Raw genomic sequence first — 25,846 nt, 5'->3', positions numbered from 1 at the left:
TAAAACAATAATAGCCATTATGGTGGGGGTAGCGTGGAGTGGTATGATCGCTGCCTCAGAGCTCATTAACTTTAACGAGCAGGATACATTAAACAGCATTAATACTGCTTACGACCAGCAGTACAGTGCGCTGAGAATTGATGAAAACATCTCGCACTACAATAAATTGAATGCTGAAATAGAGTCCACCAAGATCAAATTGGCGACCAATGTCGAGATGATCAAATCTGACTCTAATCGCTTGAAAGACAAGTTGGTTGATGGTGTATATGACGAATCCTTAATTCTGACTTTGCGCAATATGTCTGCCAAAGTGAATTCAATGAAAAAGGAAATTGAAACCGCAGGGAAGTTGTTGGTCGAAACTAAGCAGCAATTGTCACAAGACCAACAAGAGGCAAGTCAAATCGAGCGAGTGAAGAACGACGCACTCCTTGCTCTGTACGAAAAGATAAAAGCGCGTCATTTGAATGAATCAAAACGTGTGATAAACGATACTTATTCTGGTCAATTGCAGTGTAACGTTGCGGAAAGTTTATCAACGTGCGTAAACCGAAATCTCCCTTCTATCAAGAACGCTTTTGTATTAAGCAAAGGTGGTTTATCTCGAATCAAACTCACGAGCTTTAAAGTCGTGGATGCAAACCAAAAATTAAACGGCGACCTTTCTTTCACTGCGGACGCAAGCTACAAGCACAATTACAGTGCGAATACAGAGGTTGAACTGAGACAAGCACTTGATCTTGATAACGTGCGCTTTGTGTTCCGTTCAAACTCACCACAAACGGTTTTCTACATTAATGACCAGGAAGTCGGCTCTGGCGAGCGAGTTGATGTAACGGGCAACTATGTGGGTATTTATAGTGTGCGAGCCGTGAACAATCATAAAACTCAGTCGCTTAAGCTAAATCTTAAAAATGGTGGCGACTACTTCTTCCCGTTTGCGAGCAAAGCCAGTGCTCCGAAGGCGGTTCCTACACGTTTAGCGGTAGAAGACAAGACTGATGCGAACAGTGAAAAGGCTCAACCTAAAGATACCGTAAGATTCTCTGAGAGTTTGTTACCACCTAAAGTCGTCGCTGAGCTGGAGTCTGCAGAAGAGCCCGATCTTCAGCGTTACACCAATAAGGTACTGTACAAAGATGAAGCCTTTACTTATCTATTGCCAAGATTCAGAGGTAACAAAAAGTCTCATGACATCTTCTTAAGTCAGGCTGACGCACAGAAATATTGTGAGCGTCTATCGTCTCGTTTGCCAAACAAAGCCGCTTATGAATACTTGCGCCTCTACACCTATCTATCTCCGGGAGATTACTGGACGAAAGATGGCAAAGTGTATTCATCGGAGAAGCATGAAGAATTGGATCAAGCATTTGATACAAATAAGTTCATTTGTATGGTGAACATGAACTAAGACATCGTTCCCCCTTTAAATCTTATTAGTAAACAAGCACATTTAAGAGCCGCATTTCGCGGCTCTTTTTGTTCCTATTACTGGAAACTTCCTAAATTCGACTGACGCAACAACGTTGGGCGTTATCGACTTTCTCTGTATTGCAGTGAAATTTTGTTACTGATGATCCTGTCTTTAAGCATAGCCTCTAGTTATTTCTGTTCATCAATATGGATCGAAAAATCATCTCGTAGAGGCCTTGAATGACGAGTGAATAGCAATGGGACAGAGAATATGAGTGAAGTGGCAACGTTAGAAGCTTGGCTGTATCAAGGCAATGTGCCTCTGTCGATGCTATTTCTCGGAGTAGTATTGTTGTCATACTTACTTGAAGATTTGGCTATCGTTACTGCCGCTACTTTAGCGGTAGAGCAAGTGATGCCAACACCTCTTGCGTTATTGGCGATTTTTACAGGTATCGCCACAGGAGACATAGGGCTTTATTGGCTGGGGAAATTGGCACAAAAGGTACGTTTTTTCCGCTATCGCTTGCTTCGATATCAACGTGCTAGGCGCGTGCGACGCACACTTCATCATAAAGCTTTCATTACGTTATTCACCGTTCGGTTTATTCCCGGATTAAGAACCGTAGGATTTACGCTTAGCGGATTTTTGGATGTGCCCAAAATGAAGTTTCTCATCGCCGTGTTAAGCGCGACGAGTTTATGGACTGCGTTGATTTTTGGCTCTTTCTTCCAACTAGGCAGCATGCAATGGCTTCAACAACATCAAATAAACAGTTTGTTGATTCCGATTGGATTGGTCGTGATGTTGCTGCTCAACAAACTGATTTCAAAAACATTGTTAAGGAACACATATGGTGCAACTCGCCCACGTTGAAATGATCCCAAACGGAATGGTTAATGCCGGTATGCCCGCTCTTCAAGAACCAAAGCGAGTAGTCTCTCCGTTTGAGTTTTTACCAGCTTGGTTTTTTTATACACCCGTGGTGATTCAAAGCGCGGTCCTCAGCGCTATCCACCGAGATTGGGCATTACCTTTGATCGCAAACCCTTCAATCAAGTTAAGCGGTATGGTGGGGGAGTCCAAGCATGACATTTTCGCTTCTTCGGGAGACAAAACTAAGCAGTGGATATTGCCTTTTATCACATTAACTAAGACGCATGAACAGCTTGAAACTGCTTTAGAAGACGCAACACAGCAGCTAAAACGATCGAGTTTAGAGTATCCATTGGTGGCGAAACCTGATCTTGGTTGCCGTGGTGCTGGCGTGAAGCTATTGCGTTCGGATGAACAGCTAAGAAGCTACATTAAAACGTTTCCCGTTGATGGACGTTTCCTGTTACAGAAGAAATCAGAGTACAGCGCTGAAGCTGGGGTATTTTACGTCAGGCAGCCAGGCGAAACCCGAGGGGAAATCATCTCACTGACATTAAAATATTCCCCTCGAGTGATTGGTGATGGGCAGTCTACGCTTAAGCAGCTTATCGAGAAGTGTCCAAGGGCCGGTAAGTTACAGCACCTTTATTTACCAAGGCACAGTGAGAAATTAGAAGTGATCGTCGCGAAAGGTGAAGAATTTCAACTAGCCTTTGCAGGAAGCCATTCACGCGGTGCCATTTTTCGCGATGGTAACCGATTCATTACGCAAGAGCTGGAACAGACGCTCGATCAAGTGCTAGGGGATTTTAATGGGTTCCACTACGGGCGATTGGATATCAAGTTTAAAGATATTCACGCTCTAATGAATGGTGAACATTTTGATATCTTAGAGATTAATGGTGCGAGCAGTGAAGCGGCACATATCTGGGATAGCGATACACCACTAACTCATATCTTCGCCACATTGCTAAAGCAGTACCGATTACTTTATCAAATCGGATCAAAGCAGAAGCTTCGAGGGCATCAAACGCCGACACTGGGTGCTCTCATTCAAGCATGGCGAGAAGAGAAAGTCCTGACGCAGCTGTACCCGATGACAGACTAAAAGCATTGATCTATACCCAAGTATCTCGAGGTTATTTGGGTATGGATGCCCCTACAAAGGGTGATGAATGGGGACATCTGTTATTCAACTTTACGTCATAAAACAGTTATTCAGTACTTTTCTTATTTAATTTTCAATTCTTTGTAATTTTTATCTCATTTGCCCTGTCTTTTTATTAACACCAAATAAATCACACAGTGAATATGCTTTCTTAGTGAGGGCAATACCTCGATAGAACGTATTTCCGAATAAGGAATTTAATGATGAGAAAATTATTTGCATTACTGATGGTATTAATCAGCTTCTCTTCTTTTGCGGAAGATGAAATTTATACCGGATTTTTTAGTAATAAGGCATTAAGCGGTTATGACACGGTCTCCTATTTTACAGAAGGTCAGCCTGTGAAAGGAAACAGTAACTGGAAAACTGAATACAAAGGGGCAGACTGGTATTTCTCTTCTCAAGATAATTTAAATAAATTTATAGAAAATCCAGAAGCTTATGCGCCACAGTATGGTGGCTATTGTGCATGGGCGGTATCCGCTAAAAATGATTTTGCCCCTGCGGATCCTAAACAATGGGCAATTGTTGATGGCAAGCTGTATCTAAATTACGACGCAGAAGTGAAGCAGTGGTGGGATGATGACCGTGCAGGACATATTGCTACAGCCGATAAAAACTGGTCAACATTGATTCAGCAGTAATAAGACTCAGAAATAATAAGGTTCATCTCATGACATTTATTCCAAAGAAACATATACCTTCGATTTTTATTGCTTTCGTTTTTATTCAATCATTATTTTTTAAGTTTACTGGTTCATATGAAACCGATCATATTTTTGGCACGTTAGGAGAATGGTCAGGGATTCATTGGTTTGGTGTTTATGGCGGGTATTTAATTGGGATTGCTGAGTTAATTGCAGCCATTTTACTGTTTACTCGTTTCCATGGTGTTGGTTCAACAATGGCCGTTGGGATTATGACAGGAGCCATTTTATTCCACTTGTTTACGCCGCTAGGTGTCGTCATGCCTGAATTTAGCGCTACGGGCGAAGTGATAGGTAATGATGGTGGATTGCTATTTGGTATGGCTTGCCTTGTTTGGCTATCCGCTATTTTCTTAACCATTCGCGATATTAGAGCTCAGGGCTCTTTTACAAACACCTTGCTAATGAAAGGAGCCTAATATGGTTGAAAGTCCTTTCCGGTTATCAAGAAAAACGCCATTTGGAATAGGTGAGTCTGTTGTCGAGTGGGCTACTGGGCTTTCCAAGTTAGATTCCTTGTACAAGCAAGAACCGTTGCCTGAAGATAGTCATTCATTTATGCATGAAGCGCTTGCTCGAATTGGTACTCAATATCGAGTTCAACATGGCAGCTTAGAGAATATTCCCAGTGATGGCTCGGTTTTGGTTGTTGCTAACCATCCGTTTGGTGGAATTGAAGGGATCATCTTAGCTTCCTTGATTTCCCAAGTGCGCAAGGATGTCAAAGTGCTTGCTAACGAACTGTTAAAGCGAATTCCTGAGCTGGATGAATTGTTTATTGGTGTTGATGTGTTTGGTGGTGAAAAGGCAAAGCAAACCAATCGACGAGCAATTAAAGCGGCGAACCAACATCTCAAAGAAGGTGGGGTGTTGATTATCTTCCCTGCTGGAGAAGTCTCTTCTTGGCAAGCCAGTGAAAATAAAATCACTGATAAAACATGGAGTCACTCAGTAGCAAAATTTGTTAAGCATGCTCAAGCGACGACTGTGCCTTTGTTTATAAGTGGTATGAACAGCAAATTATTTTATCAAGCGGGGAGAATTCATCCGCTTCTTAGAACGGCACTGCTGGGACGAGAACTTCTCAATAAGTCGGGTGAGATCATTTCTGTTTCAATCGGCAATCCAATCCCTTATCGCGAGATACAAGGGTTTGAAAATGATGAAGATATTACCCAGTACTTCCGTTTGAACACCTATTTAATGGGAAGTATGGACAGTCGCAAGGAGCTCACTCAACAAACTCTTCATGCAGAACCAATAATTGCGCCTATTCTTACAGAGACTTTAGAAAATGAACTTCTGGATCTGTCTGAGTTTAAATTATTAGAGCAGGCTGATTTTGAAGTGTATTGTGCGCCTACACCAAAAATGCCGCAAATGATGCGTGAGATTGGGCGCGTACGAGAAGAAAGCTTTAGAGATGTTGGAGAAGGCAGCGGCTTGAGCTGTGATGTCGACCTCTTTGATCCCAACTACCATCAGCTCTTTGTTTGGCATAAAACCAACCGAGAACTTGTGGGTGCTTATCGTTTAGGTCTGGTTGATGAGCTGATTGAACAAGGCGGAATTCATGCCCTCTATTCAACCAGTTTGTTCAAATATGATGAGGCGTTTATCAAAACTCTAGGTTGCTCGATTGAGCTGGGGCGCTCGGTGGTTGCGAAGCAATACCAACGCAACATGCATTCATTGCTTTTATTGTGGAAGGGCATTGCGTCTTTTGTTCAGCGCAACCCAAAGTACACCCATCTCTTTGGTCCCGTAAGCATCAGCAACGATTATAGCCCAGTGGCAAGGCAGCTCATCGCCTCCGTTATGTCGGTTCATTATTACGATAATGACAAAGCCAAATTGGTTTCGCCAACAACGCCTTTAGAGAGAAACGGTCAAGAATTTTGGCGACCAGATATGTTGAGCTCACTCTCTCAGTTGCCTTTGTTATCCAAAGTGCTCAGCCGTCTTGAACGTGGTATGGGAATTCCGGTGCTTCTCAAACAGTACCTGAGCATGAATGGCAAGTTAGTCTGCTTTAATGTCGACCCAGCGTTTAACTATACGCTAGATGGTTTGATTGTCGTGGATCTGACTTCGGTGCCGGAGAAAAAGCTTGGTAAATACATGGGTTACGACAATGCCGTGAAGTATCAGTTAGCCCATAAGAAAACGGATTTAAGTGAATAGCTATCTATAGGAGTAAGAAATACGATGCCTTTTATCAAATTAGCCAATTATCGTGATGAGCTGACAGCTCAACTCGAAAATATCGCTCATCAGTTTCAACTGCATTCCTTATTGATTATGGAATCTAAGCCGGATCAAATGGTGGTGTTTGCGGCGAATGAGCAACCTATTTACCACGTTGGTGATGCTGGTCCTAAAAGTAATCAACAAGGTTGTCATGAGCTGTATTGCGAACGCGTCGTTGATACTGCACAGCCGTTGCTGGTGGCGGATGCAAGTATGGATGAAGAGTGGAAGGGCAATGAAGACTTAGTGAAATTTGGTCTCGGTGTGTATTACGGAGTGCCAATCACCTTCAAAGGTGAAGTTATTGGGACGGTGTGCGCACTGAATAATGAGCCTTTCGATTTCGCGAAAGGTACGCCTAGTGCGATTGATCAAATCCATCAACTTCAACTCAACGTAGAGCAGCATCTCCAAGCCACTCACTGATTACTGTGAACTAAAGAAACTCTGACAATTCTTGGTCAGAGTTTCTTTGTTTGTCTCCTTCCTTAGCATCTAACACTTCTACTCCAGCACTTTTTCTGGTTGTTGTTGATTCACTGCTTAGACCAAGAATGTGCACTTGTCGTGAAATGGCAATTCTATTTCTCAACCGCTCGATATGATGCACCTGTATTGAGACAACTGACTCGGAGATAGAAACCATGAGTATCGTAATTAAAAATGCAAACGTGTTTAACGGTGTGGATGAGCAACTTCTGAAGAACGTGGACCTTCTGATTGAAAACAACTTAATCACACAAATCGGGAAAGTGGATGACTCGAATGCTGAGCAAATCATCGATGCAGAAGGCAAAACGGTGATGCCAGGCTTGATTGATGCGCACGTACACATCACGCTTTCAGCAGGCTTTAATGAGCTAGATGGTATGACGAGAGAAGAGATTGCGATTCGTTCTGCGAGAATTTCTGAAGAGATGTTGATGCGTGGCTTTACGACCATTCGTGATGTTGCTGGCAACACACTGGGCTTGAAAAACAGCATCGATAAAGGTTACGCCAAAGGTCCTCGAATTTTGCCTTGTATGGCGGCGATTTCGCAAACTTGTGGTCACTCAGACTACCGCCAAAACCAAGCGCAAGAACGTCTAGCGAGCGGTCATGAAGACTCGCCACTAATGAAGACGGGCGCGTTTAAAGTCGCGGATGGTCGTGCTGAAGTATTAAAAGCTGTTCGTGAGCAACTGTTCATGGGTGCTTCCCAAATCAAGGTGATGGCAGGTGGTGGTGCATCCTCTACCTTCGACCCGCTGGATACGTTGCAATACACGTTAGATGAAATGAAAGCAGCGGTGGAAGCGGCAAGCGACTATGGTACCTATGTCGCGGCTCATATTCACACAGCACCAGCGATGAAACGTGCAGCAGAAGCAGGGGTAATGTCCTTTGAGCACGCTACTATTATGGACGATGAAATCGCTCAAATTATAAAAGAGAAAGGCATTTGGCTTGTTCCGTCATACTTCACGTCATCACTGATTGCGGAGCGTAAGATCCCGCTGCCAAACGAAGAGACTTACCGCAAGACAGAACGCGTTGGTAAGGCAATGTTTAAGTCTGCTGAGCTTATCAAGAAATACGATATTCAAAACCTAGCGTTTGGTACTGACTGTGTTGGTAAAGCAAATGTTCATGAAAGTCAGATGCAAGAGCTTGGTGCGATTGAAAAAACGTTCGACACTATCACTGCACTGCGCATGGCAACTTCAAACTGTGGTCGTTTGTTTGAATTGTCGACTTACAAGCACCCATATCAAGAAGGCAAATTAGGTCAAATTGTGGAAGGTGCGTATGCAGATTTACTTATCGTCGATGGTAATCCACTTGAGGGTGTCGATTGTGTAATGAAAGACGAAACTAAGAAAGTCATCATGAAAGATGGCGTGGTTTATAAGAACACATTGTAAAAACATTATCCTGTTAATCAAAGGCGCTCATCGAGCGCCTTTTTTGCGTCATGGGATTAGAGTGGATATCACTTTTCAAAACCTTATCGGCTAATCTATTGTTGGCTTCATCCATTTGGTTCTTACTGCCAACATCTACTCGTGTTAAACCATCGTGCCCATTTTAAACTCATCCGTATTGGCTATCGAGAGCGCCTTTATGTTCTTCTAGCATTGAGTTTAGTTATGTTCTACCACGGGAGTGTCGAAGGGAGAACACCATAAATTAAGCGGTATAGGAGAAGACAGAGGCAGAGATTTCATCTCTTAGAGCGACATCGTTACTGGCTGGTTATTAGCTGGCGTGCGTAAAGAAAAAAGATAGGGGAAGGAGATGTCCCAAGCATCTCAAGGCTACTTGGGTAAAGCATAAAAGGGTTGATGAAATACAAACAAGGCAAACAAAAAAACGCGCCTTAAATAAGGCGCGGTTCGGACTAAAAAGGTTTTGGTGAAAGGACTTGTAGGGCTTACTTCATCACATAACGATAGGTTTTGATTACCAACCAGCCAAAGGCTTTGCTTAGAATTTTTACGGCTTTAAAAGCAACTTTACCAATCGTTACCATCAATTCGCCAGCAACAGTAAGGCACGTGTGTAAATCAGTTTGTTTGAACTCTGCGTAAGTCATGTTGGTCTCTCATTTTTAAGTGGGGGACTCCTGTCGCTCAATGCATACCCTGTAGCGATATAGTAGGAATAAGTGAGATTAGGGACTTACCATTTGGCGCCACCTCGCACGTAAAGATAGAAAATGAGTATTGCTTGGAATGGTTATAAATAACCAAGGTGAATTTATGATGAGTGGATTACAGATGCAAAAAAGCCACCACTAAACAGTGATGGCTTTGTCGGGCACTTGATCGACTAATATTTTACGAACAACATTTTTCTTAAGCTGTTACAGCGAGATTTATCTAACGGGTCACCAAGGTATTCTCCATCTTCAGCGGCTTTCTTCATTACTAAGGCTCTTGCTCGGTCACCGCTGTCTAGGTCTTGATACTCTTCCAGTGTTTTCAGCTTCAACAAACGGTATTTCGATTTGTCTTTGCCAGAGGCGACGTGGTCGTAGCAATAACTCATTGCTCCTGCATTCGCACCGATCTTGCTGGCGTCTGTAATCGCGTAAGCGTTAAAGCCAATTGTGCTCGTCAATAAGATTAAAAGGACATTGCGTGCTTTCATTTCTGTTTCCTAATTCAAATAAGTTGACGAATAAGGTAGGGAGAAATGGATAACAAAAATTGCCATTAAGCGACATTTGCGAACAATCAATCACTTTGTCTGTTTTGTCAGAGCGAGGTTAGCGATAAACCAGTGGCGCGAATTGGTAAATTTCTATTCTCCGAATTGAATAACCTCTGCTCATTGAATTATTCGGAGCATACGTCATGAATGCGAGACAATTTACTAACGACAATAAACGGAAGCTGCTGCCCATTGTTTATCTGTTGACGATAACCGGCTGGGGTATTTACACACTTACGTATGATTACAGTTGGCAGGCACTGATGCTTTTTGCCATCGGGTTATTGATGGTTATTCGTAACTATTATCTTGAGAGCGAACGAATTGATGAAAAGATTGCCAGTATTGCTGCTCACTCAGTCATTGGTGTGGTGATTCTTGATCAATATTTGCGAGTAGACTACGTCAACAAAAGTTTCTTGAGGCTGACGGGGTACACAAGTGAACAATTAAATGGTGAAAATCTAAAGCAGTTTGGCTTTCGTCCATTAAATGAAGCACTTACTAAGTTGGGCGCTAAAGCGAATTGGAAAGACGAGATCAAAGTGACCAATCGTTTTGGAGACCACTTAACGTTAGATGTGCACATCACACATTATAAAGTGGGGGTAGGTACGCGAGATCGTTATGTCGTGAGTTTTCGAGATGTTAGTCATCGTGCTCGACTAGAGAGCAAATTAAAGAGCTTAGCAGAAAAAGATCCTTTAACGGCGTGCTGGAACCGTCGTCGTTTTGACGAAGAATTAGCTCGCTACGCAAACATCGCCGGTCGATATGGGTTTTCTAATGCCACCTTAGCCATCATAGATATTGACCATTTCAAACAAATCAACGACCAGCACGGTCATGATGTGGGCGATGTCGTACTCAAAGACCTCGCTAGATTGATGAAGTCGGAGTGTCGTGAAACTGATATTGTTGCACGTGTTGGGGGAGAAGAGTTTGCCATCATTATGCCTGAGACCAATACTCGAAACGCGTTTGAAGTGATTTACCGGCTGAAAGAAATCATTCAGTCGAAAAGTGTATTGGGCATCACGGTCAGTGGTGGCATTACGGCAATCAATCGTTCGGTTGAGCAAACCTATCGTCGAGCAGACAAGGCTTTGTATCAAGCCAAAAATTTAGGGCGAAATCGTGTTTGTGGCGCGAAAGGTGAACCGCTAAGCAAGCACGTTTCTGAGATGGAAGCGCTGATTGCTACTAGTTCTCGATAGTCGACTTCCTAAAGCATACATTAGATTAAGAGCCGCACATCGCGGCTCCTTTTATTGCTGAAGCATTGTTAATTATCTAGGTTTACGAGTGGCTTGCTGATCAGTTCCACTTTTTGACCCTGTTGGATTTTAGCGACTTCAGTGAGTGCTTGTTTGACTTCATTTTGGTTTCTAAGTACTGAGTAGGTTAGATCAAAGTATTTGCTTTCACCTGCTCGTATGGTTGGAACTAAGCCTAATGGGCGTTGGTACTTCGTGTTGTAGGCGTAACTGGTTCCGGGCTCAATGCCAGTCACATAACCCTGTTTGTATGTATCGGTATTTTTCCATAGTGTCAGTACAGGCAGTTGCTCTACGTTATAACTGAGCGCCACACCTTTATCGCTTTTTTTGTTGTGGAGCACCGCTAAACTTTGTCCGGAATCGTCACCTATAGGCTTCAAGTTAAATACCATTTCATCATAGCCTTTTGTTGGTCCTTGATAGGTTTGCCAACTATCCAAGCCCGCCTTTGCGTAGTTGTTGAATGGAGAGACTTCCTTTACTGCTGCGGAAAACTTCGCTCCGTTTTCAAGAATAGGTCTACCAAAGTTAGAGTGGTAAATAATCTGGTACTCGTCATCGTAGTCAGACATGTTGGTTAACTTATCGTGTAGAGAGAATGAGTTGCTACCTGGCAGTATTGATAACTCTGTATGAGTCACCAGTTCTGCTTTTTTGAAAGTGCGTTCTGAAACGGTACCTTGCACCCTAATTCTGTGTGGGGGATTATCATCAATGATCACTTTTACTGTAGAAGCGGGTGTATTTTGGACTCGACCATGCAGGCTTAGAAGCTGACCGTTATCATCAACGCCCGGGTGACCTGTCCATTCATACCCACAACGTACAAGCATTTCATTGAACCCATCGAGCCAGCCAAGACCATTGCGACTTTCCAGCTCGATGAATGCTGGGTTAACGATCTCTTTGACAGGTGAGTCCCAGCCAAGAATTCGCTCTCCGTCCATTTTGACATCAAAGATGCCCATCCCACGAGTTGGGATAAGGGTAACTTCCAAAATGCCGTTGTCTATGACGAGAACATCAACACCAAATTGTTTTCCACCGTGCAAACGTTTTTTTTCAATGCTGAAGGGCAAGTCTGGATTAAAGCCGAGGGAGCGACTAGTCATTTTCCAATCTCCAACGTCTTGATTTAAAGCAGAATTAGTTAGAACAAATTCTGCTGAAGAAACAGGTAGGGTAGTGAGTCCGAGTAGCATAGCGGTACAAGCGATGTACGAATTTTTCATCCTTTATTCCTTATTTATTTTTCAAATCTAAGTGTTGCTGAATCGATTCAGCATTATTATATAAATTGCGCTATTTTTGAGCAAAGTAGGCTGATATGAGTTGTGATCAATATGCTCATTAGAGGGTTTTTTAATGATCTTTTTGATTGCTGAATCAAATTCAGCAGAAATATTGAGTGCGAAAATGAAAGTCGTTTTGCTGAAGCTCGCTCTTAGTTAACTAAATAGGGGCGTCAAACGACTCGGAGACACCTAGCTATTCCGGTTCGTTGTTTTCCTTGCTGTACTGGGCGATTTTAATTGACACGAAACGATTACATTTTGTTGCTGTGGATTCGCTGTGATGAAGTGGTATGCCATTCCTTGGTCAATTAACAAACTTAAAAATAAAATGTGTAGAAAATATTTGAGCTCATTGTATTTGTCTTTGTTTGTACTTTTGATAAGAACGGGGTCTTCATGAGTCTTTGTATCTATAATTTGCGTTATAAAAATTCTAATTATTGATTTTAATGGTTTTTGTGTTTCTGTTTTTACGTGTTAAATCTTCATAAACTCTCTCTTTTCTCAAGTTTTAGTAATGATTGTTGTCGAAATGATTCGGCTGTATCTGTCACTTTTTCTAGATAATTAGTTTGAGTTCGAACTAAATTTAAGGCATTTTATATTTAACTAATCGTTCAATTAAAAATAACAAGGATGCAAAATGCCCAAGGTTGGGATGCCTGAAATCAGAAAACCGCAGCTAGTCAAAGCGACGATGTCGGTCATCGACAGAGTAGGTTTGCACGCCGCGAGTATCTCGTTGATCAGCAAAGAAGCAGGGGTATCAACAGGGATCATTAATCACTATTTCGGTGGAAAGCACGGCTTGTTAGAAGAGACCATGCGTGAAATCCTGCGTCAGCTTTCTGCCACCATCAAAGAGAACCTAAGCCAGCTGCCGGCTGATGCGCATCATCAACGTATTAATGCCATCATCGACGGCAACTTTGTGGGTTTCCAAGCCGAGAACCAAGTGGCAAAAACTTGGTTGGCATTCTGGTCGTACTCCATGCATGACGCCCAGCTCAAACGTCTGCAACGAGTGAATGAACGACGCCTCCTTTCTCACCTAAAAAAAGAATTAAAAGCTTTGCTGGATAATGACCAAGCAGAGCTAGTAGCGCATGGTATTGCGTCACTGATTGATGGCATTTGGCTGCGTGGAACGCTCAACCCACAAGGCATCGATGCCGAGAAAGCACGCATTATCATCAACGACTATCTCGACAAACAACTCACGTTCTACTCAAAACAAAAATAAAGAGTCAAACCTTCAAATGGATATGAAAGCACACTACATCGATGGTGCCATGCACCTAGGATGCTCAGAAGAACACTTCACCACATACAATCCAGCCAATGGTGAGCCGCTTGCGAATGTGAAGCAGGCTAACCAGCAAGATATGCAAGCGGCAATTGAATCTGCCAAGCGCGGCTTTGCGATTTGGTCTGCCATGACGGCGACAGAACGCAGTCGTATTTTGCTTAAAGCGGTGGCGCTACTTCGTGAAAGAAATGACGAACTGGCGGCACTAGAAGTTGCAGATACGGGCAAACCAATCCAAGAAGCGAATTGCGTAGACATTGCAACGGGAGCAGATGTGATCGAATACTACGCAGGTCTTGCACCTAGCATGCATGGTGAACAGCAACCACTGAATGAATCACAGTTTTTCTACACTCGCCGCGAGCCTCTTGGCGTTTGTGCGGGTATTGGTGCATGGAACTACCCAATTCAAATCGCGATGTGGAAGTCTGCCCCTGCGCTTGCTGCGGGTAATGCGATGATCTTTAAACCATCAGAAGAAACCCCGTTAACCGCACTCAAACTAGCAGAAATCTACAGCGAAGCAGGGTTGCCAGATGGCGTGTTCAACGTCATTCAAGGTGATTACCGAGTAGGGCAAATGCTCACCGCACATCCAGACATCGCTAAAGTCTCTTTCACGGGTGAATCCGGCACGGGCAAAGTCGTGATGGGCGACAGTGCCAATACGCTGAAGCAAGTCACCATGGAGCTTGGCGGCAAATCACCAATGATCATTTTTGATGATGCCAAGCTAGACGACGCAGTTTCTGCTGCAATGGTCGCGAACTTCTACACCCAAGGTGAGGTTTGTACGCACGGTACTCGCGTGTTCGTTCATGAAGATATTTATGATGAGTTTGTCGATCAACTGAAAAACCGAACCGAACTGCTGGTGGTTGGCGATCCGCTTGATGAGCAAACCCAAATTGGTGCGCTAATTTCCAAAGAGCATGAATCAAAAGTTCTTTCCGCAATTGAGCAAGCGAAAGCAAGCAAAGCAACGTTGCTGACTGGTGGCTACAAAGTCACAGAGAACGGTTTGGCGAGTGGTAATTTTGTTGTGCCAACGGTTTTCATTGATTGCGAAGACGACATGCCGCATGTGCAGCAAGAGATTTTTGGTCCCGTAATGTCAGTGCTTAAGTTCAGTGACGAAGACGAAGTGATTGCACGTGCTAACAACACCGATTACGGACTTGCAGCTGGCGTGTTCACACAAAACCTCTCTCGTGCACACCGCGTCATTCACCAAATCCAAGCCGGTATTTGTTGGATTAACACCTGGGGTGATTCTCCTGCTGAAATGCCAGTTGGCGGTTACAAACTGTCTGGCATTGGGCGTGAAAACGGCGTTGAAACCCTTAAGCATTACACCCAAACCAAGAGCGTGTTAGTGCATTTGGGTGATTTCGATAGCCCTTACGCCTAATCAGTCTGGAGGATTTGTAATGCAACAACACTACGATTACATCATCGTCGGTGCGGGCTCGGCAGGCTGTGTTTTGGCGGATCGCCTGAGTGAAAGCGGTCAGCACCAAGTCTTACTGTTGGAAGCGGGTGGCTCAGACAAGAGCATCTTCATCCAAATGCCAACGGCGCTGTCTTACCCAATGAACACCGAAAAGTACGCATGGCAGTTCGAAACTGTAGCTGAAGAGGGTTTAGACGGACGCCAACTGCATTGTCCACGCGGCAAAGTGTTAGGCGGAAGCTCTTCGATCAACGGAATGGTTTATGTTCGAGGTCATGCTTGTGACTTTGACGAATGGGAAGCAGAAGGCGCAAAAGGCTGGAACTACCAAGCGTGTCTGCCGTACTTCCGTAAAGCGGAAACATGGACAGGCGGCGCAGACCAATACCGTGGCGACAGCGGTCCAGTAGGGACATGCAACGGCAACGACATGGAGCTGAATCCACTTTACCAAGCGTTTATTGAAGCAGGCAAAGATGCGGGCTACCCAGAAACGCAAGATTACAACGGTTATCAGCAAGAGGGCTTCGGTCCTATGCACATGACGGTAGACAAAGGTGTGCGCGCTTCTACCTCTAACGCTTACTTAAGCCGTGCAAAAAGGCGTAGTAACTTCACTTTGATGAAAGGCGTAACGGCTTACCGTATTTTGCTGGAAGGCAAGAAAGCGGTCGGCATTGAGTTTGAGCAATCTGGCAAAATCAAACAGTGCTTTGCCAACAAAGAGGTTGTGTCGAGCGCAGGTTCTATCGGCTCGGTACAACTGCTACAGCTCTCGGGTATTGGTCCCAAGTCTGTACTTGAGAAAGCAGGCATTGAAGTGAAACACGCACTCGAAGGTGTGGGTAAGAACTTGCAAGACCACCTTGAAGTGTACTTCCAGTATCACTGCAAACAGCCGATCACGCTCAACAGCAAGTTAGGTTTGATCAGCAAAGGTTTGATTGGTACGGAGTGGATTCTGACGCGCAAAGGTCTGGGCGCAACTAACCACTTTGAATCGTGTGCGTTCATCCGTTCTCGTGAAGGATTGAAATCGCCAAATATTCAATATCACTTTCTACCCGCAGCAATGCGTTATGACGGTCGTGCGGCATTTGATGGTCACGGCTTCCAAGTGCATGTTGGTCCAAACAAGCCAGAGAGTCGCGGTAGCGTTGAGGTGGTTTCTGCCAACCCAAATGACAAGCCAAAGATCGAGTTCAATTACATCTCGACTGAACAAGATAAGCAGGATTGGCGAGACTGTATTCGTCTAACCCGTGAAATCCTCAATCAACCTGCAATGGATGCGTTCCGCGGTGAAGAGATCCAACCGGGTCTGAACATCACCAGCGATGAAGCGATTGATGAATGGGTGAAGCAAAACGTGGAAAGTGCTTACCACCCATCGTGTAGCTGCAAAATGGGCGCAGACGATGACCCAATGGCAGTTCTGAATGAAGCCTGCCAAGTGCGCGGCATTGAACGCTTGCGCGTGGTGGATTCATCCATCTTCCCAACCATTCCGAATGGCAACTTAAACGCTCCAACCATCATGGTCGCAGAGCGTGCCGCGGACATGATTTTGGGGAACGTACTCGAAGAATCGAATAACACACCGGTTTGGATTGCTCCGAACTGGCAAGAGACGCAACGAATGCGTCCGCCGAAAAGAGACTTAAGCTCAATCTCATAAAGTCAGTAATCATTACAAGGAATTTAAACATGTCTACGATGACAAAAATCTTTTCATCTATCGCGCTGAGTGCAGTAGCGACAGGTGCTTACGCTAACCAATGTGAAACTGTTCGATTTGCCGATGTAGGCTGGACAGACATTACTGCAACCACAGCGGTTACCTCTGAACTGCTCAAAGGCTTGGGCTACAAAACCAAGACCGACCTTCTGTCTGTACCTGTGACGTACTCTTCAATGGCAAACGGCGACATCGACGTATTCCTAGGTAACTGGATGCCAACCATGGAAGGCGATATCGCCAAATACCGTGAAGCTGGCACAGTGGAAACCGTTCGCGCAAACCTAGAGGGCGCGAAATACACACTAGCCGTACCAAAGTATGTGTACGACGCAGGCGTGAAAAGCTTTGCTGACTTGGCAAAACATGCCGACAAATTTAAAGACCGCATTTACGGCATTGAGCCGGGCAACGATGGCAACCGCTTGATCCAAGATATGATCGACAGCGATGCATTCGGCTTGAAAGACTTCAGCCTAGTGGAATCAAGCGAAGCGGGCATGGTGTCTCAGGTGTCTCGTGCTGTGCGTCGTAACCAATGGATCGTTTACCTAGGTTGGGCTCCGCACCCAATGAACAGCAATGTTGAGATGGAATACCTATCTGGCGGTGACGACTTCTTTGGTCCTAACTACGGCGGTGCAAATGTTTACACCAATGTGCGCCAAGATTACCTATCTGAGTGTCAAAACGTGGGTCAACTGCTTAAGAATCTAGAGTTCAGCCTAGAGATGGAAAACCAGTTGATGGAAGCGATTCTTAACCAAAAACAGAAGCCAGCGAAAGCAGCGCAAGAATGGTTGAATGCTAACCCACAACAATTTGAAGCGTGGCTAGAAGGCGTGAAGACGCTAGACGGTAAAGACGCAAAACAAGCGATTACTTCTTACCTAAAAACAAACGCTTAATCATTCCTCTCTTTAGGAAAAGGTGGGCAGCGATGCCCGCCTATTAACACAAAGGTTTTATTGTGAATTTTATTACGGACAACAAACTTCCGTTGGGCGAATGGATGGAAACTGGCGTAGATTGGTTAACCATGAACGCGTCGGGTTTCTTTGATGCTATCTCTATTTTTCTCGAAACCATCATTCTATTCGTGGTGGATATTTTCAAATGGATGCCACCGGCAGCACCAATCATCATGACCGCAGCGATTGCGTGGTTCCTACACCGCAGCATTCCTTTAGTTGCGTTTATCGTGCTGGCGCTGCTGACTATCCTTAACCTCGGCTACTGGCAAGAAATGCTGGAAACCTTTGTTCTCGTCTTCGCTGCGACAACGATTTCCGTATTAATTGGCGTGCCGCTTGGCATCATGGCGGCGCATCGCCCGTGGTTGTATACTTTATTGCGCCCGATACTCGATTTAATGCAGACCGTACCAACGTTTGTGTATTTGATCCCAACATTGGTTCTGTTTGGTTTAGGCATCGTTCCGGGGCTGATTTCCACCATTATCTTTGCCATCGCCGCGCCAATTCGTCTGACTTACCTTGGCATCACTAAAGTGCCAGAAGAGCTGATTGAAGCAGGTAAAGCCTTTGGTGCTAGCCGCATGAAATTGCTATTCAAAGTCGAGCTCCCAGCAGCATTGCCAAGCATTATGGCAGGTGTTACCCAGTGCATTATGTTGTCGCTTTCTATGGTGGTTATTGCTGCGCTAGTCGGTGCCGATGGTCTGGGTAAGCCAGTCGTACGAGCATTGAACACCGTTAACATTTCTCAAGGCTTTGAAGCGGGTTTAGCGATTGTGTTAGTTGCGATTATTCTCGACCGCTTGTGCAAAGCACCAAACCAGAAGGAGGCATAACATGGACGCAATTACGATTGAAAACCTCGACGTTGTGTTTGGTCAGCAGCAAGAGCAAGCATTGGCGTTACTCGATCAAGGCAAGTCTCGCCAAGAGATCATTGATCAAACCGGACAAGTGGTTGGTGTTGATAAGGTCTCAATGAGCGTCAAACAAGGTGAGATCTGTGTATTGATGGGGCTTTCCGGTTCGGGTAAATCCAGCCTCCTTCGTGCCGTTAATGGTTTGAATGAGATCTCTCGCGGCTCACTCAAAATCAAAGATGGTGAAGACATGGTAGAGCTTGCTAACTGTGACGAACAAACTCTACGTAACCTTCGTACTCATCGCGTATCAATGGTGTTCCAAAAGTTTGCGCTTATGCCGTGGTTAACGGTATTGGATAACGTGGCGTTTGGTCTTGAGATGCAGGGCATTGGCAAAGCGGAGCGTCGCAAAAAAGCGCGTGAACAACTAGAAATGGTTGGGCTGAGCGAGTGGGAGAGTAAGTTCCCGCATGAGCTTTCTGGTGGTATGCAGCAACGTGTTGGCTTGGCTCGCGCCTTTGCTATGGATACCGATATCTTACTAATGGATGAACCGTTTTCTGCGCTCGACCCACTGATTCGCGCTCAGCTTCAAGATGAATTGATTCAACTGCAAGAGAAGCTCAACAAGACGATTTTGTTTGTGAGCCACGATTTAGACGAAGCGCTGAAAATCGGCAACAACATTGCCATTATGGAATCGGGCAAACTGATTCAACACGGCAAGCCTGAGCAAATCATCCTTACTCCAGAAAATGAGTATGTTGCGGACTTTGTGGCTCACACTAATCCGCTCAATGTCTTGAAAGGTCGTTCACTGATGCAAGCCAGCACCGAGCTTAAGCAGCAGAATGACCGCGTATTGGTGTGTGCAGATAAGCAAATTTGGATCGAGCAAGAGCCGAAAGGCTTAACGCTGGTGGATTCCGATAAGTCATTGGTGAATTGGGAAAGCGATTCAACCACACTCGACGACATCGGAGAAAGCACAGTCGTTCAAGCCAATCCAGATATCAGCATGCGTGAAGCGATTGAACTGAAGCAACGTAGCAATCAACCTATCTTGCTAGTAGAAGAGAACAAGCTAGTGGGCGTACTGAGTGATAACGAGTTGTACGATGCGCTGCTTGGTAACTTTAAGTCCAAGCAAGTGGCGTAACTCTCTCTTATCTCAAAACGTTTGTTGATTCCCCTCAGCAAAACAAAAAAAGAGCCGTACTCTTAGACTTAGAAACTAAGAAGTACGGCTCTTTCAATTTGAACAATGATTTAGATAGCTAAGCTCTAGGCTAGGAACCAAGGAGCTAGGAGGCGATACTCATTAAAGAGTAGTAATTACGTCATCCATGTTTAGACGTGCTTTTGGTAGACCGTGGTTGTAGTCTTCGCCGTCTTTGTGGTAGCCGATTGCTAGTGCAACTTCACATACGTGACCGTCTAGTTCTGCTTTGAACTCTTCACCGATCAGTGTTGGGTCAACACCTTCCATTGGAGTAGAGTCGATACCTAGACGCGCTAGTGTGTGCAGTAGGTTACCAAGCGCGATGTAAACTTGCGCTTTAGTCCAGCCGCCGTTGTAGCCGTTCTCATCTGTGTTTGCTTCAGCAAATGCGTAAGCACCCATGAACATGTCGTACATGTCTGCTGGTAGGTGACCAGAAGTTACTTCAGCATCAACACGCTTCGCGAATTTCTCTTTAGTGAATTTTGGATCGTACGCTAGCAGAATAGTGTGAGATGCTGCTTTAGCGTGCGGTTGGTTGAACTGGTGCATGTTAGCAAACGTGTCGTGGAAACGCTGTTTCGCTTCGTCGCTCTCAATTACGATGAATTTCCAAGGCTGAGAGTTGATAGAAGACGCAGATAGGCGGATTGCTTCTTTGATGATTGCCATATCTTCTTGAGAGATGCGCTTCTCTTCGTCGTATTTTTTAGCTGTGTAACGGTTGTTTAGGTCTGTAATGATTTGATGAGACACGTTTATATCCTCTTAATATTATTAGACAAATGAGGATGCGCTTAGCATCGACAACCATGCGTACCTCGAAAGTGAGTCCATAATATCGACTTTTATCGAATTGATAATACGTGTTTCGTTTAAATCACTTTCTATTTTTTATTGAAAATCGAATTTGAACGCCTAAAAGGCAGGTTGGTATTCTCCGTACGCCGACGTTCAGAAACCACAGAAACCACCAACGAGCTTGGTAGGATTATCAAATTACATTCATAATGAAAATAGATAAGTTGGTTGGAGGCTAGGGTATGAACGTAATCGAGGTATTTAACGACAGTTACGAACGCTGCGTAATCCATGAGGAGTTCTTTGATTTGTTCTATGAGAACTTTTGGTCGAAAGGTGAGAACTTCAGACAAAAGTTCGATGGCGTGGACATGAAAAAGCAAATCCGGATGCTTAAAGGCTCTATCGTGTTTGTGATGATGGCAGACACCTCAACAGACGCTCGTGACATGATGCGTAAATACGGCGATAAGCATGGACGTAACAATATTGGCGTTGCCCCTGAAGATATCGATGTCTGGTTTGAAAGCCTGTTAGAAACCGTTGCCCAATGTGATCCTGACTTTGATGAAAGGGTAGAGTACGCGTGGCGTCACTGCTTTGAAACTGGATTGGCGATCATGAAGAAAGAGTGCACCGATGCTTGAGTTCAACCAATGTTGAATTCGTAAAGGGAGTAGAACACAGCTACTCCCTTTTTTCTTTTTCCTTTTTCTACTTGCCTCTATAGCGACTGCTAGGCTTACTCGTTCCCTTACTCTCCCTGATTCTTCTTCACTGCTTTGGCGATATCGGAGACTGCTTCGACGAGATTAATCGGCATCGGGAAGATGATGGTCGATGTCTTGTCTGTGGTGATTTCAGTGAGCGTCTGCATGTATCGAAGCTGTAAGGCGTTAGGTGCTTCGTTAAGCATTTCTGCCGCTTCTTTTAGCTTGTTGGAAGCTTCTAACTCACCAGTTGCGTGGATGATCTTCGCACGGCGGTTACGTTCGGCTTCGGCTTGGCGGGCAAGGGCACGTACCATGCTGTCGTTAAGATCAACGTGTTTCACCTCAACCGTTGCGATCTTGATACCCCAATCGTCAGTTTGTTGGTCGAGAATGGATTGCAGATCCTTGTTGAGGCGTTCACGTTCAGAAAGCAACTCATCCAGTTCATGCTGACCAAGCACAGAACGCAACGTTGTCTGCGCAAGTTGGCTGGTGGCATCGCTGTAGCTTTCAATGTTGTTGATCGCCATTTGTGGGTCGACAACTCGGAAGTAAACCACGGCATTGACTCTAACCGATACGTTGTCACGGGTGATCAAATCTTGAGTCGGAACATCCAAGACGATGGTGCGTAAGTCGACACGAACCATTTGTTGAATGAAAGGAATTAAGATGATCAAACCCGGTCCTTTCACTTCTTGGAAGCGACCGAGGAAGAACACCACGCCGCGCTCGTACTCACGCAGCACCTTGAACATTTGCGTTGCCAGTGCAACCAATAAAACAATGATAACGGCAACAGTGTAGAGCATCATAAGCGCCTCCTATTCCTTAGGGCGGTCACTGGGTTTCACGGTTAGGGTCAACCCTTTTATGGTTACCACGGTGACGTGGTCTCCTTGTTTAAGCTGTGCATCAGCTTTGGCTTGCCACAATGCACCATCCAGTTGGACAAGCCCCGTTCCATCTACAAAATCATCGCTCACAACAGCGAGTTTGCCCGGGTAGGTTTCTAGTCCGGTGGTGGCTTTTTTGCTGCGAATTTTCAGAAGCAAGCCAACCGTGATGATGATGAGCCCAACCGAGAAAATAGCGATACCGAAGATCAGCGGTAGGGCGATTTGAAAGCCAGGTATATCACTGTCCATTAGGAAGATTGAGCCTAGAACAAACGCAACGACGCCACCTAACCCGAGTATGCCAAAGCTCGGGTTAAAGGCTTCAGCAATCATCAGAGCAATACCGAGCAGCAGTAACCCTAAACCAACGTAATTCACTGGCATCATTTGTAGGGCATACATGGCGAGTAACAAGCATATCCCACCGAGCACACCTGGTAAGCCGATGCCAGGGTTGTAGAACTCTAATAACAGACCGTAAATACCAATCAGCATCAGGATATAAGCCACGTTGGGATTGGTGATCACCGCCAACATTTCTGCACGCCAGTCTGGGACGCGCTCGACCCACGTTGGGTTATCTAACGTCAGCTTATATGGCTTGCCGTTCACTTTTACCTCTGTGCCATTAATAGTGCTAACCAAGTCTTCGGGCGAGTTAGCAATGTAATCAATAACGTTTAACTCTAGCGCTTCTGAAGCGTCTATGTTTGCAGCTTCGCTGACGGCTTTCTCTGCCCACTCTGCGTTTCTGCCATGCAAGCGAGCCAAACCTTTGATGTATGCTCTGGCGTCATTAATGACTTTCTTTTCCATTGCGGTTTTGGCGGGTACTTCATCAGAGTTTTTACCTGATGATTCATCATTCGATTCGTCACGGTCTTTGTCGTCGGCACTAGAAGGTTGCTGTGGTGCACCGCCTAGTGAAACAGGCGTAGCTGAGCCTAAATTAGTGGCTTCTGCCATCGCGGCGACATGACTAGCCAGCAGAATGTAGGTACCTGCGCTGGCTGCCCGAGAACCTGATGGACCAACCCAAGTTGCAATGGGTACGGAAGAGGTGGTGATGGCGTGAATGATGTCTCTCATTGAGCTATCAAGTCCGCCGGGGGTATCCATTTTTAGAATGATGAGGTCGACGCCGTTTTGCTGAGCCTCTTCAATCTCTCGCGACAGATAATCGCTCAGAGCAGGACCAATTGCACCTTTGACTGGCAATACCCAAATGGTGCTCGCTAGCGCTTGGCTAGCGAACAAGAGTAGAGGAAGAAGCCACAATCGTATCTGTTTCATACAGCCCTCCTTGTGTTACCACTGGGACTTATTGAAAACGCTATTTAAAGTATATGCCCAAGTGACTTCAAGATGCAGGATTCAGAGCGTTGTCATTGATTCGAGAGTAAGGAAAACAACGCAGTGTAATAGCCAGCTCTTTCCAAGTTGTTTGACGCAGCAATCGGGTCAATGACACGCTCCCAAAGGGCACTCTTTGCAAATAGTAAGGGCCTTGGCTTGTATACTTTGTTGTCGATTCTTGATTTAGACCCACTAAACCTTTAAATCGCCGCCGCGTCTACAAACCAAGTCAGTCTCGCTGAACCTAGCATCTCGAGGTTACTTGGGTATAGATACGAGTAGGCGTGAGAATGGATTTATACGTCGCCTCCAAATGTATAAGCAAATGTACAAGGGTGAAGCTTAAGCTGTGATGCACACTTTCTCACGTAATCTGGGTTTTAATGCGTTGTGGTTCGTAAGAAAACCAGTAAACTGCGAGGAATCAACGACACTCAGACAAGAAGGTAAGTGGGAAGTTATGATGTTAATTGCGATTCGATTGGTGAAGCTTGCCGTTATCTGTGCAGTGTTCTTCACTATCTACGATTTGATTGCGTTTGGTGAGGTGACTTGGATTAACCGTTTCTTCAACCTGTAATCCGAAATAAAAGGGGCATCGTGCCCCTTTTTGCTGTCTAGTTTGTCAGTTCTGGTTGCGTAGGTGGAGTGTTCACCACAGACATCTGTTGACATCGATCTTGAGCCAGAAAAAGAAACTTGTCGTAGCCGCTCTTCTCAAGCTCTTCACTAGAAACCAATTGCTTCACAATGTTGTCGCAGCGCTTGATCAGCAACTCAACCTCTAATGACGATTTGTTGCTTGGAAAAGCTCGTGTCAGCACTTTGATGATGTTAATACACACGGTTCTTAGCAGTGGACAACGAGCTTGAAGCTCAATTAAGGCATCGATCAAAGCTTGGTAATCTTGCTCGGCTGCACGAATCTTCTTGTATTGCTCCTGCATCCAAGCTTGGCGCTCCGCGTTGTCGGTTTCTAAAGAGCGACCTAGGGCAATCTTACTCGATAGAATGGTATCGCTTGAGTCGGTTTGTAAATTCTCAAAACACCATGTTATCGCGTGAGAAAACTCAGATTCGAAGTTCATCTCATGCAATAACCAAGCGAGGTGAAATTGTGCATAAAAGTGAGCGAAAGGCTTACGGCGATACAAATCACTGAGCACTTTAAACGCTGCAACGTACTGGTTTTCCTCAATCGCAATGTGCGCGGCAATTAAATCCAATTCGTCCTTAATTGCTTTGTTTTCTGGGCCATTAGTGATCGATTTAAACAGGCTTTTTGCCTGAGCCAGCAAATCCTCACGACCTTCTAATTTTCGCACGCAGTAAAGCAAATTGCGGATCAAATTTAGCTTAGAGAAGGTGTTGTTGCGATAGGTATCTTTGTTGATATCCATGTACGCATGATAGTGCTGCAATGCTGAATGGTAATCGTGCTCTGCAAGGCACAAGTTTACAATCACCAGTTCACGTTCTGAATTTCCTTCAACCAAGCTGTTTGCTAGCTCCAAGTGTTTGATAGCTAGCGGCACTTCGCGGTTCAGCATATTGAAGTTCGCGGCACATTCACGTACTTCTACGTTGTTCGGAGACTCTTCTAGCAGAGTACGCACTAGGCGTTGTGCTTCGTCGTTTTCCCCCAGAGAAACCAATGTGTTCGCCAAGCCGATTTTTGCCCAGTTAACGTCTTTGCGCTCGATAACTTGTTCGTAGACGATTTTGGCTTCGTGATGCAACTTTAGGCGCGTTAAGAAATCAGCGCGGAACTTCTCAATGATGAAAAAATACTCGGGATGAAAAGGCATCAGCTCTTCACATGCTTCTAAACCGGCGTGAGAGTCGTTGTTGAGTTCTGCTTGATAGATAGCCTGCAACACGTTCTTGCGTTTCACCGCTGCTGAGATGCGTTCTCGCAACGTAATGGAATTAAAAGGCTTGAGTAGGTACTCGTCTGGTTTTAGCTCGATAATAGCGCGTACGATGGTCGCAGAGCTTTCACCGGTCACTAGAATAAACACCGTGTCATGGTTGAGTAATTTGAGATGTTTTAGTTCTTCAAACAGCTGCTTACCATTCATACCTCGACCGAAGTTATAGTCACAAATGATCAGATCGATACGCTCTTGGTGAGCAATGGAAACCGCCCCCTTGGCTAAGCGAGCGGTGAAGATGCGTTTGTCAGAAAAGCCAAGCTTGGTCAGCATGTTACGTAATGTCAGTACCACGATAGGTGCATCGTCGACGATTAACACATTGTACTGTGAGAAAGATTTGGTATTCATTTCAAAGAGACTCATCATATGAACCATGTGACCGCGAAT

The 25,846-nt window shown here is 44.9% G+C and carries 24 protein-coding genes; 17 read left to right on the top strand and 7 right to left on the bottom strand.

What is annotated here, in order from left to right:
* Window positions 1-19 precede the first annotated feature (19 nt).
* From AACR11_RS25310 to AACR11_RS25275, 8 genes are all read left to right on the top strand, one after another.
* Window positions 20-1,414, top strand: a complete 1,395-nt coding sequence (locus AACR11_RS25310; protein WP_223295783.1) for a hypothetical protein — start codon at window positions 20-22, stop codon at window positions 1,412-1,414.
* 273 nt (window positions 1,415-1,687) lie between these two features.
* Window positions 1,688-2,293: a DedA family protein gene (locus AACR11_RS25305; RefSeq protein ID WP_079325228.1), complete on the top strand. Its 606-nt coding sequence runs from the start codon at window positions 1,688-1,690 to the stop codon at window positions 2,291-2,293.
* Window positions 2,271-3,401, top strand: coding sequence for a D-alanine--D-alanine ligase (locus AACR11_RS25300; RefSeq protein ID WP_079325225.1), 1,131 nt, complete (start codon window positions 2,271-2,273; stop codon window positions 3,399-3,401). Before AACR11_RS25305 ends, AACR11_RS25300 begins: the two co-directional genes overlap by 23 nt.
* Window positions 3,402-3,664: 263 nt before the next feature.
* Window positions 3,665-4,105 carry a YHS domain-containing (seleno)protein gene (locus AACR11_RS25295; RefSeq protein ID WP_079325223.1) on the top strand — a complete coding sequence of 147 codons (441 nt, stop codon included), beginning with the start codon at window positions 3,665-3,667 and terminating at the stop codon, window positions 4,103-4,105.
* Window positions 4,106-4,134: 29 nt separating this feature from the next.
* Complete coding sequence (locus AACR11_RS25290) at window positions 4,135-4,587, top strand: hypothetical protein (RefSeq protein ID WP_005452305.1); 453 nt, start codon at window positions 4,135-4,137, stop codon at window positions 4,585-4,587.
* A gap of 1 nt (window position 4,588) precedes the next feature.
* Window positions 4,589-6,352, top strand: a complete 1,764-nt coding sequence (locus AACR11_RS25285; RefSeq protein ID WP_029788540.1) for a lysophospholipid acyltransferase family protein — start codon at window positions 4,589-4,591, stop codon at window positions 6,350-6,352.
* Between the two features lie 24 nt (window positions 6,353-6,376).
* A complete protein-coding gene (locus AACR11_RS25280; RefSeq protein ID WP_005452302.1) occupies window positions 6,377-6,844 on the top strand; it encodes a GAF domain-containing protein in 468 nt (155 codons plus the stop codon).
* Between the two features lie 218 nt (window positions 6,845-7,062).
* A complete protein-coding gene (locus tag AACR11_RS25275) occupies window positions 7,063-8,325 on the top strand; it encodes a metal-dependent hydrolase family protein (RefSeq protein WP_079325221.1) in 1,263 nt (420 codons plus the stop codon).
* 509 nt (window positions 8,326-8,834) lie between these two features.
* On the opposite strand, the gene AACR11_RS25270 is transcribed toward AACR11_RS25275, so the two are convergent.
* A complete protein-coding gene (locus AACR11_RS25270) occupies window positions 8,835-8,996 on the bottom strand; it encodes a hypothetical protein (protein WP_009697120.1) in 162 nt (53 codons plus the stop codon).
* 236 nt (window positions 8,997-9,232) lie between these two features.
* Window positions 9,233-9,553 carry a hypothetical protein gene (locus tag AACR11_RS25265; RefSeq protein ID WP_029788539.1) on the bottom strand — a complete coding sequence of 107 codons (321 nt, stop codon included), beginning with the start codon at window positions 9,551-9,553 and terminating at the stop codon, window positions 9,233-9,235.
* A gap of 206 nt (window positions 9,554-9,759) precedes the next feature.
* Here AACR11_RS25265 and AACR11_RS25260 point away from each other — a divergent pair, with 206 nt between their 5' ends.
* Window positions 9,760-10,833: a sensor domain-containing diguanylate cyclase gene (locus AACR11_RS25260; protein ID WP_029788538.1), complete on the top strand. Its 1,074-nt coding sequence runs from the start codon at window positions 9,760-9,762 to the stop codon at window positions 10,831-10,833.
* Between the two features lie 68 nt (window positions 10,834-10,901).
* On the opposite strand, the gene AACR11_RS25255 is transcribed toward AACR11_RS25260, so the two are convergent.
* Entirely contained in the window at window positions 10,902-12,128 is a 1,227-nt protein-coding gene (locus tag AACR11_RS25255) for an aldose 1-epimerase family protein (RefSeq protein ID WP_101905219.1), read from the bottom strand.
* Between the two features lie 706 nt (window positions 12,129-12,834).
* On the opposite strand from AACR11_RS25255, the gene betI reads away from it, so the two are divergent.
* From betI to choV, 6 genes are all read left to right on the top strand, one after another.
* Window positions 12,835-13,434 (top strand): transcriptional regulator BetI, encoded by a 600-nt coding sequence (betI, locus tag AACR11_RS25250; RefSeq protein WP_017190724.1) that lies wholly within the window; start codon window positions 12,835-12,837, stop codon window positions 13,432-13,434.
* Window positions 13,435-13,450: 16 nt separating this feature from the next.
* Window positions 13,451-14,911 carry a betaine-aldehyde dehydrogenase gene (betB, locus tag AACR11_RS25245; protein ID WP_079325219.1) on the top strand — a complete coding sequence of 487 codons (1,461 nt, stop codon included), beginning with the start codon at window positions 13,451-13,453 and terminating at the stop codon, window positions 14,909-14,911.
* Window positions 14,912-14,930: 19 nt separating this feature from the next.
* A complete protein-coding gene (gene betA / locus AACR11_RS25240; RefSeq protein ID WP_079325217.1) occupies window positions 14,931-16,631 on the top strand; it encodes a choline dehydrogenase in 1,701 nt (566 codons plus the stop codon).
* Between the two features lie 29 nt (window positions 16,632-16,660).
* The gene (locus AACR11_RS25235; RefSeq protein ID WP_005425881.1) at window positions 16,661-17,599 is read left to right on the top strand and encodes a choline ABC transporter substrate-binding protein; all 939 of its coding nucleotides are present in this window, start codon (window positions 16,661-16,663) and stop codon (window positions 17,597-17,599) included.
* Between the two features lie 62 nt (window positions 17,600-17,661).
* On the top strand, window positions 17,662-18,504 hold the full coding sequence (choW, locus tag AACR11_RS25230) for a choline ABC transporter permease subunit (RefSeq protein ID WP_079325215.1): 843 nt from the start codon (window positions 17,662-17,664) through the stop codon (window positions 18,502-18,504).
* Between the two features lies 1 nt (window position 18,505).
* Complete coding sequence (choV, locus tag AACR11_RS25225; RefSeq protein WP_079325213.1) at window positions 18,506-19,690, top strand: choline ABC transporter ATP-binding protein; 1,185 nt, start codon at window positions 18,506-18,508, stop codon at window positions 19,688-19,690.
* Between the two features lie 162 nt (window positions 19,691-19,852).
* On the opposite strand, the gene AACR11_RS25220 is transcribed toward choV, so the two are convergent.
* Window positions 19,853-20,509: an NAD(P)H-dependent oxidoreductase gene (locus AACR11_RS25220; RefSeq protein WP_005435698.1), complete on the bottom strand. Its 657-nt coding sequence runs from the start codon at window positions 20,507-20,509 to the stop codon at window positions 19,853-19,855.
* Window positions 20,510-20,796: 287 nt separating this feature from the next.
* Between AACR11_RS25220 and AACR11_RS25215 the strand changes: the two genes are divergently transcribed.
* Window positions 20,797-21,201 carry a globin gene (locus tag AACR11_RS25215; protein ID WP_079325211.1) on the top strand — a complete coding sequence of 135 codons (405 nt, stop codon included), beginning with the start codon at window positions 20,797-20,799 and terminating at the stop codon, window positions 21,199-21,201.
* Window positions 21,202-21,308: 107 nt separating this feature from the next.
* Here the strand turns inward: AACR11_RS25215 and AACR11_RS25210 are convergent, their stop codons facing one another.
* Both AACR11_RS25210 and AACR11_RS25205 read right to left on the bottom strand, forming a co-directional pair.
* On the bottom strand, window positions 21,309-22,082 hold the full coding sequence (locus AACR11_RS25210; protein ID WP_038899387.1) for a slipin family protein: 774 nt from the start codon (window positions 22,080-22,082) through the stop codon (window positions 21,309-21,311).
* A gap of 9 nt (window positions 22,083-22,091) precedes the next feature.
* Window positions 22,092-23,459, bottom strand: coding sequence for an NfeD family protein (locus AACR11_RS25205; RefSeq protein WP_079325209.1), 1,368 nt, complete (start codon window positions 23,457-23,459; stop codon window positions 22,092-22,094).
* Between the two features lie 412 nt (window positions 23,460-23,871).
* Here AACR11_RS25205 and AACR11_RS25200 point away from each other — a divergent pair, with 412 nt between their 5' ends.
* A complete protein-coding gene (locus AACR11_RS25200; protein WP_139374633.1) occupies window positions 23,872-24,102 on the top strand; it encodes a hypothetical protein in 231 nt (76 codons plus the stop codon).
* Between the two features lie 37 nt (window positions 24,103-24,139).
* On the opposite strand, the gene AACR11_RS25195 is transcribed toward AACR11_RS25200, so the two are convergent.
* Entirely contained in the window at window positions 24,140-25,807 is a 1,668-nt protein-coding gene (locus AACR11_RS25195; protein WP_189338779.1) for a response regulator, read from the bottom strand.
* Between the last annotated feature and the right edge of the window lie 39 nt (window positions 25,808-25,846).

The sequence above is a fragment of the Vibrio sp. L85 genome (assembly GCF_963871815.1).
Taxonomy (GTDB): Bacteria; Pseudomonadota; Gammaproteobacteria; order Enterobacterales; family Vibrionaceae; genus Vibrio; species Vibrio harveyi.
The sequence above is the reverse complement of the archived record's forward strand: the minus strand, read 5'-3'. Positions and strand labels throughout refer to the sequence as shown.

Excerpts from the sequence above, each read along its gene's own strand:
- AACR11_RS25285 (WP_029788540.1), top strand. The coding sequence starts at position 4,589 with ATGGTTGAAAGTCCTTTCCGGTTATCAAGAAAAACGCCATTTGGAATA.
- choV (WP_079325213.1), top strand. The coding sequence starts at position 18,506 with ATGGACGCAATTACGATTGAAAACCTCGACGTTGTGTTTGGTCAGCAG.
- betI (WP_017190724.1), top strand. The coding sequence starts at position 12,835 with ATGCCCAAGGTTGGGATGCCTGAAATCAGAAAACCGCAGCTAGTCAAA.
- AACR11_RS25295 (WP_079325223.1), top strand. The coding sequence starts at position 3,665 with ATGAGAAAATTATTTGCATTACTGATGGTATTAATCAGCTTCTCTTCT.
- AACR11_RS25255 (WP_101905219.1), bottom strand. The coding sequence starts at position 12,128 with ATGAAAAATTCGTACATCGCTTGTACCGCTATGCTACTCGGACTCACT.
- AACR11_RS25215 (WP_079325211.1), top strand. The coding sequence starts at position 20,797 with ATGAACGTAATCGAGGTATTTAACGACAGTTACGAACGCTGCGTAATC.
- AACR11_RS25280 (WP_005452302.1), top strand. The coding sequence starts at position 6,377 with ATGCCTTTTATCAAATTAGCCAATTATCGTGATGAGCTGACAGCTCAA.
- AACR11_RS25195 (WP_189338779.1), bottom strand. The coding sequence starts at position 25,807 with ATGAATACCAAATCTTTCTCACAGTACAATGTGTTAATCGTCGACGAT.
- betB (WP_079325219.1), top strand. The coding sequence starts at position 13,451 with ATGGATATGAAAGCACACTACATCGATGGTGCCATGCACCTAGGATGC.
- AACR11_RS25300 (WP_079325225.1), top strand. The coding sequence starts at position 2,271 with ATGGTGCAACTCGCCCACGTTGAAATGATCCCAAACGGAATGGTTAAT.
- AACR11_RS25210 (WP_038899387.1), bottom strand. The coding sequence starts at position 22,082 with ATGATGCTCTACACTGTTGCCGTTATCATTGTTTTATTGGTTGCACTG.
- AACR11_RS25310 (WP_223295783.1), top strand. The coding sequence starts at position 20 with ATGGTGGGGGTAGCGTGGAGTGGTATGATCGCTGCCTCAGAGCTCATT.
- AACR11_RS25270 (WP_009697120.1), bottom strand. The coding sequence starts at position 8,996 with ATGACTTACGCAGAGTTCAAACAAACTGATTTACACACGTGCCTTACT.
- betA (WP_079325217.1), top strand. The coding sequence starts at position 14,931 with ATGCAACAACACTACGATTACATCATCGTCGGTGCGGGCTCGGCAGGC.
- AACR11_RS25235 (WP_005425881.1), top strand. The coding sequence starts at position 16,661 with ATGTCTACGATGACAAAAATCTTTTCATCTATCGCGCTGAGTGCAGTA.
- AACR11_RS25205 (WP_079325209.1), bottom strand. The coding sequence starts at position 23,459 with ATGAAACAGATACGATTGTGGCTTCTTCCTCTACTCTTGTTCGCTAGC.
- AACR11_RS25265 (WP_029788539.1), bottom strand. The coding sequence starts at position 9,553 with ATGAAAGCACGCAATGTCCTTTTAATCTTATTGACGAGCACAATTGGC.
- AACR11_RS25260 (WP_029788538.1), top strand. The coding sequence starts at position 9,760 with ATGAATGCGAGACAATTTACTAACGACAATAAACGGAAGCTGCTGCCC.
- AACR11_RS25305 (WP_079325228.1), top strand. The coding sequence starts at position 1,688 with ATGAGTGAAGTGGCAACGTTAGAAGCTTGGCTGTATCAAGGCAATGTG.
- AACR11_RS25290 (WP_005452305.1), top strand. The coding sequence starts at position 4,135 with ATGACATTTATTCCAAAGAAACATATACCTTCGATTTTTATTGCTTTC.
- AACR11_RS25275 (WP_079325221.1), top strand. The coding sequence starts at position 7,063 with ATGAGTATCGTAATTAAAAATGCAAACGTGTTTAACGGTGTGGATGAG.